This is a genomic window from Crinalium epipsammum PCC 9333 (assembly GCF_000317495.1).
Taxonomy (GTDB): domain Bacteria; phylum Cyanobacteriota; class Cyanobacteriia; order Cyanobacteriales; family PCC-9333; genus Crinalium; species Crinalium epipsammum.
Window position 1 is genome coordinate 2944968 of record NC_019753.1, and the last position, 14511, is coordinate 2959478.

The 14511-nt window shown below is 39.6% G+C and carries 15 protein-coding genes and 1 pseudogene; 10 read left to right on the forward strand and 6 right to left on the reverse strand.

Annotated elements, in window-relative coordinates:
• Nucleotides 1-121: 121 nt before the first annotated feature.
• Together CRI9333_RS12835 and CRI9333_RS12840 are read right to left on the reverse strand one after the other, a co-directional pair.
• The gene (locus CRI9333_RS12835; RefSeq protein ID WP_015203596.1) at nucleotides 122-2050 is read right to left on the reverse strand and encodes an alpha-amylase family glycosyl hydrolase; all 1929 of its coding nucleotides are present in this window, start codon (nucleotides 2048-2050) and stop codon (nucleotides 122-124) included.
• 347 nt (nucleotides 2051-2397) lie between these two features.
• Entirely contained in the window at nucleotides 2398-4101 is a 1704-nt protein-coding gene (locus CRI9333_RS12840) for an NAD(P)H-quinone oxidoreductase subunit 4 (RefSeq protein ID WP_015203597.1), read from the reverse strand.
• 273 nt (nucleotides 4102-4374) lie between these two features.
• Between CRI9333_RS12840 and CRI9333_RS12845 the strand changes: the two genes are divergently transcribed.
• Nucleotides 4375-4581 carry a type II toxin-antitoxin system HicB family antitoxin gene (locus tag CRI9333_RS12845; RefSeq protein WP_015203598.1) on the forward strand — a complete coding sequence of 69 codons (207 nt, stop codon included), beginning with the start codon at nucleotides 4375-4377 and terminating at the stop codon, nucleotides 4579-4581.
• Nucleotides 4582-4584: 3 nt separating this feature from the next.
• Entirely contained in the window at nucleotides 4585-4809 is a 225-nt protein-coding gene (locus tag CRI9333_RS12850; protein ID WP_015203599.1) for a type II toxin-antitoxin system HicA family toxin, read from the forward strand.
• Nucleotides 4810-4985: 176 nt separating this feature from the next.
• On the opposite strand, the gene CRI9333_RS24935 is transcribed toward CRI9333_RS12850, so the two are convergent.
• Nucleotides 4986-5864 (reverse strand): GIY-YIG nuclease family protein, encoded by an 879-nt coding sequence (locus CRI9333_RS24935; RefSeq protein WP_015203600.1) that lies wholly within the window; start codon nucleotides 5862-5864, stop codon nucleotides 4986-4988.
• Between the two features lie 98 nt (nucleotides 5865-5962).
• Here CRI9333_RS24935 and CRI9333_RS12860 point away from each other — a divergent pair, with 98 nt between their 5' ends.
• Both CRI9333_RS12860 and CRI9333_RS12865 read left to right on the forward strand, forming a co-directional pair.
• Nucleotides 5963-6220 carry a type II toxin-antitoxin system RelN family antitoxin gene (locus CRI9333_RS12860; RefSeq protein ID WP_015203601.1) on the forward strand — a complete coding sequence of 86 codons (258 nt, stop codon included), beginning with the start codon at nucleotides 5963-5965 and terminating at the stop codon, nucleotides 6218-6220.
• A 103-nt stretch (nucleotides 6221-6323) separates the two neighbouring features.
• Entirely contained in the window at nucleotides 6324-7544 is a 1221-nt protein-coding gene (locus tag CRI9333_RS12865) for an ISL3 family transposase (RefSeq protein ID WP_015203602.1), read from the forward strand.
• Between the two features lie 93 nt (nucleotides 7545-7637).
• On the opposite strand, the gene CRI9333_RS27775 is transcribed toward CRI9333_RS12865, so the two are convergent.
• Both CRI9333_RS27775 and CRI9333_RS27780 read right to left on the reverse strand, forming a co-directional pair.
• A complete protein-coding gene (locus CRI9333_RS27775; protein ID WP_051035379.1) occupies nucleotides 7638-7868 on the reverse strand; it encodes a hypothetical protein in 231 nt (76 codons plus the stop codon).
• A gap of 9 nt (nucleotides 7869-7877) precedes the next feature.
• Nucleotides 7878-8087 carry a hypothetical protein gene (locus CRI9333_RS27780; protein ID WP_051035380.1) on the reverse strand — a complete coding sequence of 70 codons (210 nt, stop codon included), beginning with the start codon at nucleotides 8085-8087 and terminating at the stop codon, nucleotides 7878-7880.
• Nucleotides 8088-8182: 95 nt separating this feature from the next.
• On the opposite strand from CRI9333_RS27780, the gene CRI9333_RS12875 reads away from it, so the two are divergent.
• The 6 genes and pseudogenes from CRI9333_RS12875 to CRI9333_RS12895 all read left to right on the forward strand — a co-directional run bounded on the left by CRI9333_RS12875 (nucleotide 8183) and on the right by CRI9333_RS12895 (nucleotide 13413).
• Entirely contained in the window at nucleotides 8183-8836 is a 654-nt protein-coding gene (locus tag CRI9333_RS12875) for a hypothetical protein (RefSeq protein ID WP_015203603.1), read from the forward strand.
• Between the two features lie 13 nt (nucleotides 8837-8849).
• Nucleotides 8850-9761: a DUF6399 domain-containing protein gene (locus CRI9333_RS27380; RefSeq protein WP_015203604.1), complete on the forward strand. Its 912-nt coding sequence runs from the start codon at nucleotides 8850-8852 to the stop codon at nucleotides 9759-9761.
• A 312-nt stretch (nucleotides 9762-10073) separates the two neighbouring features.
• Nucleotides 10074-10289: pseudogene (locus tag CRI9333_RS25720) on the forward strand (type II toxin-antitoxin system RelE/ParE family toxin); the annotation flags it as partial.
• 209 nt (nucleotides 10290-10498) lie between these two features.
• Nucleotides 10499-11074: a hypothetical protein gene (locus CRI9333_RS12885; protein WP_015203605.1), complete on the forward strand. Its 576-nt coding sequence runs from the start codon at nucleotides 10499-10501 to the stop codon at nucleotides 11072-11074.
• Between the two features lie 677 nt (nucleotides 11075-11751).
• Nucleotides 11752-12729: an SDR family NAD(P)-dependent oxidoreductase gene (locus CRI9333_RS12890; protein ID WP_041226042.1), complete on the forward strand. Its 978-nt coding sequence runs from the start codon at nucleotides 11752-11754 to the stop codon at nucleotides 12727-12729.
• Between the two features lie 285 nt (nucleotides 12730-13014).
• Nucleotides 13015-13413, forward strand: coding sequence for an AbrB family transcriptional regulator (locus CRI9333_RS12895; protein ID WP_015203608.1), 399 nt, complete (start codon nucleotides 13015-13017; stop codon nucleotides 13411-13413).
• Between the two features lie 262 nt (nucleotides 13414-13675).
• On the opposite strand, the gene CRI9333_RS12900 is transcribed toward CRI9333_RS12895, so the two are convergent.
• The gene (locus CRI9333_RS12900; protein WP_015203609.1) at nucleotides 13676-14509 is read right to left on the reverse strand and encodes an aldo/keto reductase; all 834 of its coding nucleotides are present in this window, start codon (nucleotides 14507-14509) and stop codon (nucleotides 13676-13678) included.
• Nucleotides 14510-14511: the final 2 nt, after the last annotated feature.

The window sequence follows — 14511 nt, forward strand, 5'->3', positions numbered from 1 at the left end:
ATAATATCCTTATATTCTATCTTTTTATACTTTAATATTGAGAATGAGATTGCACCTGCTATCTTATCTTTACAATTGTGCTACTTTAAAAAAGATTGGGGACATTACGCCCCCAATTCAACTACGCTTCTCTACCAGATGCCCAGATATCGCGCCACTTAACAGTACCTTCACTGGCGACATACCAACGACGAGGAACTATATTTTCTCGCAAAGGTGAAGTACCTTCTCGCAAAATGGCATATTTATAAGTAATCAAGTTACCAGCACTTTCATTAAATGGAATCTCACCAAACCAAGTGCTGTCGTTGATATATTCCAACACAAACCCTTTAGCAATATCCCAGTTACCAAGTTCAGGACAGTCACCAATCACTACCACCCACTCGCCAGGTTGGGTTTCAACTCCGTTGAGTTGCGCCCGTACAATCGTTTGTGCTTTTACTCGTTCACAGACATGACTCAAAACGATCGCATCCCGTTCTTCTAATTCTAAGTTGTAAATCTTCCCATCAACTACTTCAAATTTACGGCGCGTCACAATGCAAGTATGTTCACCATTTGGCAAACAAGTCATTACTTCAGGGAGTGTAGTTGCACCACCACGATTCAATGCCACAAAACAGATTGAATCCCGATACTGGCGAACATAACAATAAACATCAGCAGTAATATATTGCTGCCAATGTCTACCCATTGATACCGCAGGATTTAAGCGACGCACACCCGCTAATAATCGCATGGTGCGATAAATTTCAGTATCATTATCCCACTTGTCCATCATCGGACGATTGTAAGGATCTTCACCGCCGTTGGTATCATTGTGGAGATATTGCTCAGTACCGTAGTAGATGCAAGGGATACCGCGACAAGTCATAATCAGTGCGATCGCAACCTTCAACATAGCTGGATCTGGGTTCAAACTCTGGAACCTCGCCATGTCGTGATTATCAATAAAAGTGATTAATTCCGTTGCACTCTTATAGCGGTAATCTAAATCAAAAACCTTCTGAATTTCATGGAAACCACCCTCAGCACCTTGAGCTAAAGCTTGCCTAATTGCTACACATAGCCCAAAATCGAGCATAGACATACCCGACTCGTTGACAAACTCCACAGATTGATCGTCAGACGGACTGCTAAAAATCCATTCACCAAAAATAAACACATCTGGTCTGTGCTTATACATATCTCCGGTAAACTCTTGCCAGAACCAGATCGGCATATGCTTAACAGTATCAACCCGCAAAGCATCCACACCACGATCCAACCATTGTTTAATCGCAGACTTAATATATTCGCGGTACTCGTTATTATTCTCGTTAAAAGTCGCTAAACCTGACAATTCGCAGTTTTGCACCTGCCATTCATCTTCCCAATTGTTAACTATACCGTAGTGGTGATACCAATTGTTTTTATCATCATTAAAGTCAGCAATTTTTACCCCATCATCATACAATTCACCCTTCTTACCACTAAAATCTGGATTACTATGGTTGCAAACAATATCCAGAATCAACTTCATTTTCCGCTTGTGCATCTCCTCAATCAAGCGATCAAAAGTTGTGTTGCGAGTTTCCTGAGTTTTGTTTAGAGATGGTTCTTCATCCTTACCAATAAAACGGGGATTGAGGCGCTTAAAATCTTTAGTCCAATAACCGTGAATAGCTGCTTGATCTAGAAACAAAGCTTCTACCTGTTCAAATAAGGGAGTAAGCCAGATTGCCGTTACTCCCATATTTTTCAAATAATCCAGCTTATCAATAATTCCCTGTAAATCACCGCCCCAGTATTTACCCCAATCTTGCCCTTCTGGATCGTATAATTCTGGGTTAGGTCCTTCACTATTTTCAAGATTACCATCAAAGAAGCGATCAACTACCAAGAAATAGATAGTTTCTTGTCTAAATTCAATATCCCGCGTGTAGAGAAATTCTAAATCAATTTCATTATCTTGCTTTTGTTCTGAGACAAGAGAATCAATTTTTTCTTGAGCATCTGTAACTTCGTATTGATCCGAGGAATGTTGAGAAGGAGGAGTTGCAACCATTAAAGTATCTCTGCTGCTTTTAAATTGAATAGTTAATATTGCTCGTAGCTTAGAAGAAATTACCTGTCAGAGCAGTATTTTGACTATACATCCACAGACAGATGATTTGTGGATTAGGTTGATACAGAAAAGCCGACTTTCAGCAATATACCTTGAGGTTGGGTTAAGCACATCGCAACCCAACCTACAAATGGGGTGCAGATAGTCGAATTAAATTGGATAGTTGTGTTGGTAGTGAATAATTGGATGTTGGGTTGACGCAGGAAACCCAACCTACGCTTCTAAATAAAAAAAGCGATCGCACTTTTATAAGAACGATCGCTATATTCTAAATTGAAATAAACTTGTTACTTAACAACACCTAAAACAGGCGCGACTTCAGACTTACCAATTCTCGGAGACAAAAATCCCTGAGCATAAATCTGCGGATTTCCTTGTGCAATTTCAGTATAAGATTGGCGGACGTGCGCGTTCACCGCTACAGTTTTCACATCATATAGCTGCGTTGCCAGTTTGGGATAACAGCCGAGAAGAATAATTGGTACTAAGAAGCAAGCAGCAATGAAAACTTCTCTGGGTTTGGCATCACTAAACTTAGCATCGCTAGGCAATATACAGTTTGTTCCAAAGCAAACCGCCTCTTGATTTCCTTGATTTTTTAGATCGAAATCCATCAAGTCGCAGACGGGTGCAATGTCACAGGTAGGTACTACTCCAGAAGAGTAGAATATCTGCCGCAACATAGAAAGCAGATATATCGGTGTGAGAATGATTCCCACTGCGGATAAAAAGACTGTTACAGTACGGAACGACGAGCTATAAATATCGCTGTTAGTTACGCCTAGAAAAACTGTGAGTTCGCTCGCAAACCCACTCATTCCAGGGAGAGCCAAAGATGCCATCGCACCCATTGTAAATAAGGCAAATACCTTCGGCATCACCTGACCAACATTGCCCATTTCATTCAATGCCATTGTATGGGTGCGGTCATAAGTTACACCCGCAAGGAAGAATAGCACTGATGCAATTAAACCGTGCGATATCATTTGCAACATCGCACCACTAATACCCAAATCAGTAAACGAGGCAATACCTAGCAAAACGAAACCCATGTGGGAAACAGAGGAATATGCTAGGCGACGCTTCATATTCGTCTGAGCAAAAGAGTTAAAACCACCATAGATAATATTAATTACGCCCAACATTGCCAGAAGTGGAGCAAAGTAAACGTGCGCCTGGGGAAGCATTTCCATATTTAAGCGGATTAATCCATATCCGCCCATTTTCAAAAGTACCCCCGCCAGAACCATTGATACAGGAGAAGAAGCTTCGCCGTGTGCATCAGGTAGCCAAGTATGCAGAGGAAAAACAGCTAATTTTACACCAAAGGCAATCAATAATCCTGCATAAAGTGGTAATTCTAGAGCGAGTGGGTAATCTTTGAGGGCGAGTTCTGCCATATCAAATGTCATATTGTCGCCGTAGAATGCCATTCCCAGCGCCGCTACTAGAATAAATATTGAAGCTGCTGCGGTATAGAGTAAGAATTTTGTAGCCGCGTACTGGCGCTTCTGACCGCCCCAAATAGAAACGAGCAGATAGACGGGAATTAGCTCGACTTCCCACATAATAAATAGCAGCACCAAGTCTTGCGCTACGAATACTCCGATTTGGGCGGAGTACAGCACTAACATCAGGAAGTAGAACAGGCGAGGCTTCATATCGACTTGCCAAGCTGCAAAGATTGAGAGGGTTGTCACCAATCCTGCTAGAAGCACCAGTGGGACAGATAAGCCATCGACTGAAACTGCCCAGTTTATACCTATGCTAGGCAGCCAAGCATACTTTTCTGCAAGTTGGAAAGTTGCACTGGTTGCGTCGTAATGCTTCCAAAAGGCATAGCACATCAATATAAAGTCTGCCATTGCCACGCTCAACGCATACCACCGCACAGTTTTACCACCTTTATCCGGTAATACTGGAATGATTAGGGATGCAACGAGTGGTAGTAAGATAATCGCGGTTAGCCAGGGAAATTGTTCCGCAGTCATTAAATTAAGAAATTATACTTAGTAGTGAATAAAACTATTTTACTAAATTTTGTAAAGTTTCGTGAAAAAAAATCTTTCTCTTGAGATAGATGTTAGTGACAGGGATATTACTTTTTAGGAGGAAATAGCTGATGGCGATTCGCTCTTGATGACGCTATGCGATCGCAATCCATAGCACAATCAGAATGTACTTATTTAAATCTGTAAAATTAAAGCTGAAAAGAGAGATCAGTTAAACTGTAGTAATATCGCAGCGAATCTTGGATAAAGCGTATGAGGTTCAATGTAACGATTGACCGTGATGAGGATGGTGTGTGGATTGTGGAGTGTCCCAGCATCCCAGGATGTGTTAGTCAAGGTGAGACTAAAGAAAAAGCTTTAGAAAATATTCACGATGCGATCGCTGCTTGTCTTCAAGTTCGAGCAGAACGTGGATTGCCACTTACAATAGAAACCCATCAGGTAGAGGTTATGGCTTAGTTTATGTCATCTAATCTACCTGTGCTTAGTGGGGATGAGGTAGTTCGTGTGTTTGAAAAGTTTGGCTGGCAGTTTGTACGGCAGAGTGCAAGCCACATGATTATGGTCAAAGAAGGTGAACAAGTAACACTGTCTATTCCAGATCACAAGGAAGTAGCGAAAGGCACTTTACGCAGTCTCATTCGCGCGGCTGGGCTGACTGTGCAAGAGTTCGTTGGTGCAATTTGACACAGGAATATATTGAACTCGATAGTTACGTTGGTAGTTAATAATTCAAATGTTGGGTTTCCTACGTCAACCCAACCTACGCGAAATGCGCTCGCACTAGCTGCTTTTAACCATTAGCTCAAGCCTAATTGTTAGACTGCGCTTTGTATAGCTGAAGTAATCGCAAATTTTTTAGACTAAATATAGTAATCGATTCCTGATTTTAATGATTGAACATATTCATAATCAGGGTATACGTTTGGAGAACCCATGTTTAAAATCTGATTCAAAGCTTTTCTTGCATCGGCTTGAGATACCTCAGCGTGTGCAGGAGTACCAAACGGTATCAAAAACCCTCCAGGATGTAGATCCACCTCCTCCATAAAAGCGACCATTCTCGCGTATTCCCGAAAGTCGATGATACTAATTGCTGAACCATCTTCATCAAACCGCGCTCCTTGGCTGAAGCCCAATCCATTATATGTAGGTTCAATTATGGCTAATCGATCTCCAGGATAGATATTGATAATATCGCTTAGTGAACCATTAATTTTTGTCTCAGAAGCAAATTCCATTAGTTGCTCTGGATCATCAGAAATTCTATTAGTTATGAGTATATGATCTTTAGGTTTACACCACCACATATCATCTATGTCTGGGCGTTCATCAAGGAAATGCTGGTATCGAGTTAAAAACATGAATGCATTAGATTGACAACTCCATCTAAAAGTCGTGCCTTTCTTAAATACATATGTACCTTTATAAATAGTTGAGATTTTGTAGAATTGTTCCTGAATAACTTCTTGAACTGTAGAAATAGCTTCATAAAGGGGTAAAATAAAAAACTCTCTCTTTTGGTTATATCTATAATTTGCCAACTTTTGATGTATTAATTTCTCGGCTAGAACACAATTAGCTACATCCTGCTCATAGACAACATAAAATGAGTCAGGCAAGCCTGTGGTAGATAGTTCTTTGGCTCTCTGCTGTGGAGTTCGTTCCGTGCGCCCAATTTTGAGCATATTTTCTTCACGGAAAGCCGGATTTTTCATTATATATATTGAGCCTTTGGTCATTGCTAGGAATTTGTTTCAATAAAAGTTTGATTTAGTTGTAGGTTAGGTTGAAGTAGAAACCCTACCTTTAGCGATAATTAACCGCGCTGGAGATAAAAATGAAAGCAATCGAAGTTATGGGAACTGTCAATGAACACGGTCAACTTTCCTTGGATATTCCCTTAACGGCGGAACAACATACCCGTGTCAAAGTAATTGTAATGCTTAATGAAGATCCTAATCATGAAAATAACCCAGAGGTAGATGAAGAAATATCTGAATCTGCCGTTGAAAGTTTTCGTCAGGGTTGGTGTGATGTCATAACTGGAAATACTTTACCTGTTTCTCAATTATGGGAAGGAATTGATGGAGAATGATTTACCCTTAGTTGAGGTTGAAGTCACTGCAAAATTTGGTTCTCCCGTATTTAGTGTGCTAAAGTATTAAAATAAAAGCATTTTAAGCCAAACTAAATAAATTATGAACAGGTTAATTACAAAGCTGATAAATTTACCTGGAGTGATCGTAGAAGATAGCCTGGAAACAGAATCTACATTGATTTTATCCGTAAGATTAGAAAAGAAAACAGCACGTTGCCCACGTTGCGGTCATCAGAGTCACCGCCTTCATCAAAATAAAAGACATTTAGTAAAAGATTTACCAATGGGGAACAGAGAAGTAATACTAAGAGTAAATCGACGCAGGTTTAAATGTGAAAAATGTCAAAAACCTTTTAGTGAAAGCTTAAATTTTGTAGAGCCCAAAAAAAATTGTACAAATAGATATGCCAAAACAATCATTGAACAAGTTATTCATAGTGACGTTGATAACGTTGCAAAAAATAATAAATTAAGCTCGGAAGAAGTCTGGTCAATGGTCATGACTGTCTCTGAAAAAATTCTCCCTATTAATACAGATTCTCTGCGGAGGTTAGGGATAGATGAGATTAGTTTAGTTAAAGGACAAGGAAAATTTATTGTAGTCTTAGTAGATTTAGAAACACAGAAATTAGTAGGTTTAGTTTCAGAACGAACCCAGTTAGCAATTAAAAAAGTGATGCTTAAGTGGGGAGAAAAAGTCTTATCTCAAATTAAAGAAGTAAGTATGGATATGACTGGTAACTATAAATCTTTGGTGAACCAACTATGTCCAAACGCCGATGTAACGATAGATAGGTTTCATGTTAGCAAAATAGTTCATAAAGAGTTAAATCAAGCAAGGATTGCTCAAAAGAAAACAGCCGAATCTTTAAATACAAGAGAAAAAGTCAAATTATTTAACAACTTAAAAGGTAGCAAATATATATTGTTAAAAGCCGAGCGCAACTTATCTCAAAAACAAAAGGAAAAATTATTAAAAATAAAAGAAGCTTCACCGCAGGTAGGAATTATGCACTCATTGAAAGAAGAGTTTCATTATTTATTTGAGAAAAGTGAAAATTTGGGGGAAGGAACGCTAAAATTAATTGATTGGATAAAAAGGGCAGAACCTTATTATCACAAGAGTGTGGCAACCATTAAACGGTGGCTAGGCGAAATAGTGGGATATTTTGAACAAAGAACAACCAACGGAATAGTTGAGGGGATTAATAATAAACTCAAGCTAGGCTACCAATCTAAGGCGGGACAGTTTGGGGCGGAGTCAGTAGAGGTAGTAAATGGTAAAAAGCTGCTATGCTCTGTTCGTGATGCTCATTCTTAGATGTAGTATAGGAATAAGAACAAAAAAATAATTTGGAGTAGATTCGCGTTACTCTAACGCGAACAAAATAAGATTTTTCTAATTAAAAGTTAATTATTTGGGTGTACTCTCTGGTGTGGATTCCGGCTGAGATTCAGAATATAAACTCAGCCAACTTTCATAAAGAGAAGATATCGCTCTAGCACAAGCATCAATTTTTCCGCGACGTGCGACAAGCATTACAGCATCAATATGTTCACTGGAACCAGCTTTACCTAAATGTTTGTACTTACTGCGTTTGCTACTATCTATCTTCTGTGAAAAAATCGCTTCTTTAACTTGCAATTTGTAATACTAATAATAACCTGTACGGCTACGAGCCTTGTAGCGCATGACCCAAGCATCAGGTGGAGCGATATTACCTTCTAATTCTAGGTGCTCGATCTCCTGCCTTAATTGAGCAATCGCTTCTTTGATACGAAGAGCACGAGTTGCTAAATCTTGTGATTGTGTGGCTCTAACTTTTGGGGCTAACTTAGAGGTTTTACTAGAGAGGTCGTCCATAAGCTGGGGTAGTAAATATCTCCTTAGTTCGCGTTTATAATGCGCGAATTAATATTAATATATAAACTTATTGCCCTGTGTAGCTGACAAATAACATGAATGTGCGACAGCGTTGCTTTGATATTTCCCAAGCTTGTTGGAATCACGGTCAAAAGTCTCTCCGTAAGATAGCACAGGTTACACAAATTTCTAAAAGTAGTGTACATCGGCATCAACAAGCCATGAAGCGACGTGACCTACATCCAGAATCATATCTATGGGAGATACCAGAAGCTTATCAATGGTTGCGGCTATTAGTGTTTGCTACCCTCTATATTTTTGGGATTCAACAAGGGGTTGGTTGCGAAGCAATTTCTCGTTTTTTTCATATTCTACGATTGCAGAATGTCATCGGAGTTTCTCCCAGTAGCTTGCGCCGTATTGAAGCTCAGATGAGAGAGCAAATTCTCAACTACCAGGTACAGATGCAACAACAGTTGGAAAACCATTCAGCGCCGATTGAAGTCCGTGCGGGGGCTGACGAAACGTTCTTTCCTGAAGTTGTACTGGTATTGATGGATTTGGTTTCCGGCTACATTATTTTAGAAGATTATAGTACCGACCGCCAGTACCTCACTTGGAGCCAAAAAGCTAAGAGTGCGCTCAACAATTTGGGTACGACGGTGATAGTTAAATCTCTGGTCAGTGACCGCGCGAGTGCTTTAATTCAGTTGGCGCCTGCTTGGTCTGGGTTGTCTTTCCATCCCTGACCTGTTTCATGCCATGCGGGGTATTTCCAGAGTAATCGGTTGCCGTTTTGGTAACCGATTAAATCAAATTAAGAAACAGTTACGTACCCTACATAATCAAGCTTTAAACTACTCAGGACATAGCCAATCTATCCCTAAAAAATTAGCACAAAAAATTGCTGTTCTACAAGAGCAATATAATTTTTTATTAACTGGCAAGCTTGCTTACCACAATATATTGCATCAAATTACTTGTGCCGTTCATCCTTTTGCTCTTGATGGTAGTGGATTTCAAACTACAGTCGATGTCGCCACTATTCTTTATCAACAATTACCCCAGTTAGCCGCGTTAGGATATACTTACCAGATTCCCAAATTAGAAACAGCCATATCAACATTTAGCGGTCAAGTTAGTGCTATCGCTGCTGTAATTAACCTATGGTGGCAATCTGTAGAAGAAAGTTTGCAGTTAGAGCAAGTTTCTCCCGAAATATCTAATTGGTTACTTGGTTATTTTTTACCCCATTTTTATTGGCTCTCAGTCATTAAACAAACTAAAAACCCTGCTTTAAAGGAAATCTATACTCAGGTATCCAGGCATTATTTACGCCATTTATTGGAACATCCCTTAACCAGTAAATTCTCTAAGAATGAATGGATACACTGGCGTTCTTGGGCGGAGCAAATGTCGGCTCAATTTCAACGTAGTTCTTCTGCCATTGAGGGACGCAATGGTTATTTATCTCGTCTGCATCATTGTGGACGCGGGATCTCTTCTGCTCAATTGCGGGTGTTAACTGTTATTCATAACTTTGATATCCAACGAGCCGATAAGACCACAGCAGCACAACGTTTATTCAATCAAGAATTTCCCGCTTTATTTGATTGGGTAATCTCACAGATGGGTGACTTACCTTTACCCCGTAAATCTTACCAAATCATCTAGTTTAATTAACTAAATACTGAAATTTCACTTAATCTAATTGGTTTTCTTATTTCAACATTTAGGAATTACTGTTTCTAGTTGTTTGTAGTATTGTACTACACAATCTTGGCGATTGATTTCTCTTTCTTGGCATTTTTCCTGCCCAATCGCATTGTCATCAAGATTCCACTAACTGTCCCGCCTTAGATTGGTAGCCTCAAGCTATTAAAACGAAGTGGATTTGGTTTTAGAAATTTCAATAATTTTGAATTGCGAGCTTTACTTTTTTGGCATTTTCCTCAAACTTTAGCACACTAACTACGGAAGAGCCGAGAGTTACCAGGTGACCAGATAGCAGGAATAGGTTATACAATTTTTAAGCTCCGAGTAAAAAATAGTGATATCAAAAAGGGTAAAAGCAGTGGATATCGCTTAATATATTATGTTAAAACCAGTACGAAAGTTATTTTAGTTACAATCTATTCCAAATCTGAACAAGCCGATATTGCCCCTGCAGAAATTCAGCAGATATTAGCTGAGTTTGAGTAAGAAAAAGAACAACCAGATCAAGGATAATACTTATCATCATCTGCTTATTAGAAAATAAGTAGATAGTTTTTCATAAAAAATGGGATAGTTGGGTTTCCTACGTCAACCCAACCTCCGGCTAATAGCTTTTTGCTGGAGGCGATGCGATCGCACTTTACCAATTACGCTCAAAACGGCACAATAGAATTAAGGTCAACAATGGAGTAGCTATGTCTAAAAGTAAAAAGCATAATCTCCAATGGCTCAAGGAAACCCTAGAGCTAAAAGAAGACCACAACTGGAACTCAGAACCTGGAACTCGGATCTTTGTTGCAGGTCGAGGCGCGGTACGCTTCGACGTTCCTGAAGATTGGCATTTTGAACCAGATGAAAAATCATTTCGGTTTCTTGACAAAAAGCCGCCGAATGATGATTGTCGTTTAGAAGTTTCTTTTAATTTACTTCCCCCTGGAAACTGGGCAGAATTTCCTATTGTTCCACTGTTAAGACAGGTGCTTAAAGATGAGACACGAGATGCTATCGAGCAAGGGGAAATAATAAAATTAAAACGCCAAACCGCCCGCATTGTGTGGACGCAAATAAAATTTATTGACCCAGTAGAACATCGTCCTGCTTATTCCCGCATCTGTATCGGGTTAGGTTCTGGAGTGCAGTGCTTGATTACTTTTGATTATTGGGAAGATGACGCAGAACGCCTGACTCCAGTATGGGATACAGTTATGAAATCATTAGTTTTAGGGCTTTATATCAGCGATCCTCGTACAGGATTTGCTTTACCTGACTAAACTTTAGGTTAGGGATTTACTAACCTCTGATAAACTAAGGGTAAGAATTTAGAATCACAAAGTAAACAAAAGTATCACTTTTATTCGCTAATTAGTGATAAATTTTATTGTTATTATTTAGCCCAAGCTAGGAAAAAAAGCTCTGTTCTAAATTTTGATTTTTGAATCCTTACAATTAAAGGCTCATTTTTATCTTAAAAAAATTAGCTGCAATCAGAATATGATTGCAGCTTGCAAATATTAATATTTCAACTGCATATCAAACAGCCGCCGATTAAAATAAATGGTAAACCTAGAAATAGTCCTAGCCCAGGAATCAAAAGCGTGGGAATGCCGCCTAAAATGAGGAAGATAAAGCCAGCGACGAGACGTAGGGGTTTTGTTAGACACCAAAACAGCTTGAGCATAGCGTTATCTCCCTAACATTAAAATACTTTATTTTTCTAAATTAGCGTTGTACCTCAAACAACTTCATCCCTCTAATTGAATACAACAAAAGTCAGGTAAGTTTATTAAGGTAACTACATCTCATTCTTACTGTTAGCAATAAACTGTTGCATCTTGACAACATTTATTTACTAAATAAGATATAGACTGAGCAATTGATATCATTACCTCACTTTGTATAAGTGATGATAATTTGAAAGCAGAAGACTGGGGAGATGCGAACTAACAATATGAAACAGTCTGAGGGTAAAGTAACATTAGTCACAGGTGCGACGCGCGGCATTGGCAAGGGAATTGCAATTGGACTTGCTGAGGCTGGGGCAACTGTGTATATTACGGGTCGTAGTCTTGAGGAATCCCAGGTCGGAAATGGTATATCAGGAAGCCTGAAGGAAACTGCTACAGCAGTTGAGTCAGCAGGTGGGATATGTATTCCTGTTCAAGTAGACCATAGTGACGATGAGCAAGTACGTTTACTTTTTGAGCGCATCCAAGATGAGCAGGGACATCTTGACCTGCTAGTTAATAATGTTTACTCAGGAGTGCAGGCATTAAAAGATGCTTATGCAAAGCCTTTCTGGGATGGCGAACCTAAGATGTGGGATGCTTGCAATAATGTTGGTCTTCGTAGTCACTATGTAGCAAGTGTTTATGCAGCACGAATGATGACTCAACGTCAGCAGGGACTAATCTGCACTATATCTTCTTGGGGAGGGATGTCTTATATTTTTGGAGTACCTTATGGTGCGGGTAAAGCTGCGTGCGATCGCGCTTCTGCTGATATGGCAGTAGAGTTAAAACCTTATAACGTTGCTTCGCTTTCAATTTGGCCAGGAATTGTTGGGACTGAACACATTTCCCAACTAGCTACCGAGATGGGTGAAAGTGATGCAACTGACCAAAGAAGTTTATCAATTAAGTCCCGTTACAACTGGGAAACTCCATTGCTAACAGGACGGGTAATTGCTGCACTAGCAGCAGATCCAACTGTTATGAAAAGGACAGGTCGAGTACAGATTGTGGCAGAATTGGCTCAACATTATGGATTGGTAGATTCTAATGGCGATCGCCCTGTGTCCCTAAGATCTCTGCGTTTCCTGCTTCCCTCTGCTTTGCCTGCACTCACAAGGTATGCAGGGCTTATACCTAATATTAAGGTACCCTGGTCGCTGCTACTTTTGAAGGCACTAAGCTCGCCTCAGATTTGACTTTATAAAAGAAAAATTTTACTATGATCTAGCTCTGCTTTGATAATTGTGCATCTTGTTTGTCTTTAATCCTTGCTAGTAATATAGCAGCGCAGTTTGAAAGTGCGATCGCTTGTTGTAAATTGGTCTTTCTGTTGATAAAAATTATCACTTTCAGCCTTAGCGGAAGTGCTGATCTTAGAGAAAATTTAGATTTGTTAAAAAAAATCTTTATTAAAATTAGTAAAAAGTTCAGTTAATAGGTGAAAATATAATTATATTTCTGTAAATAGCTAATTGTTAAATATGGCTGAACTAGCAACAACTCCCTTAACCGGAAAAGCTCTCCTGCAAAAAGTTAAAGAGCTACCAAACGTGCCACGTCGAGAAACAGCTAAAGCTTGTGGTTATTACAGCAAAATAAAAAATAACCAAGTTCGGGTAAATTTAGCAGAGTTTTATGATGCTCTACTAGCAGCAAAAGGTGTTGCGCTTGAATCAACTAAAGATGGTCGCGGTAGAGAAGCAAGTTACCGCGTCAGCGTTCACCAAAATGGTCAAATTGTCATTGGCGCAAATTATACTCAACAATTGGGATTAAAGCCAGGGGATGAATTTGAAATTAAGCTGGGCTACAAGCATATTCGCTTAGTTAAAATAGGCGATAGCCAAGATGGATCGGAAACGGATACCAATGAAGCATAGTCTTGATAGCTAAATTAAGCAATTAGCTACAGTTAGCTGACAAATATCTAACTTTTTAACTTGTGAATCGCACTTTTATAGTGTGATTCAAGTTAATATTTTGATAAATATATAATGCTATTGCTCTGATATTGAACTAAGTAAGTCAACCTAATTAAACGTATTACCCCACCCCCCAGCCCCCTCCCCTTAATAAGGGGAGGGGGAGATGTTTGTTTTATATTTTTTAATGTGGAATTACTTAAAACTTGAGATAATGCAATTACAGCATCTCTAAAGAAGTAGGTTTGGTAGGAGGTGGGAAGGCAGCATCGAGGGCATGAAGTTCTTCAGTGCTGAGTTTTAGATCTATGGCAGCAAGATTCTGGTTTATATGGTCAATTTTGCTGGATTTGGGAATTACAATCACATTTTCCTGATGCAACAACCAGGCGATCGCAATTTGAGCCGGAGTCACTCCTCGCTGTTGTGCGATCGCCCCAAGTGTGCGATTTTTCAAGATGCGACCTTGTTCAATCGGAGAATACGCCATGATGGGAATGTTTCGTTCTCTGCACCAGGGAAGCAAATTCCACTCAATCCCCCGTCGGCTGAGGTTGTAGAGAACTTGATTAGTTACAATTGCTTTTCCACCCTCTAATTTGCTTGCTGATTCCATATCCTTAACATCGAAGTTGCTGACACCATAGCTGCGAATTTTCCCTGCTTGCTGAAGTGTCTGAAATGCTTGGAGTGTTTCTGTAAGAGGAATTGAGCCGCGCCAGTGCAATAGATAAAGGTCAAGATAGTCAGTTTTAAGACGTTGCAAACTTCGTTCACAGGCTGCGATCGCACCTTTAATAGAAGCATTATGAGGATATACTTTGCTGACTACGAAGGCTTGCGATCTGCGATTAGCAATAGCTTGGGCGATCACTTCTTCAGCACCACCTTCACCGTACATTTCCGCAGTATCAATCAAAGAAAGACCAATATCAAGTCCATGACATAAGGCATTAATTTCATCTTGGCGGTGTTTTGGATTTTCTCCCATTTGCCAAGTACCCATACCGAGTACTGGAATGACTTGCCCAGAAAGTAGATTAAGGGTTTGCACAG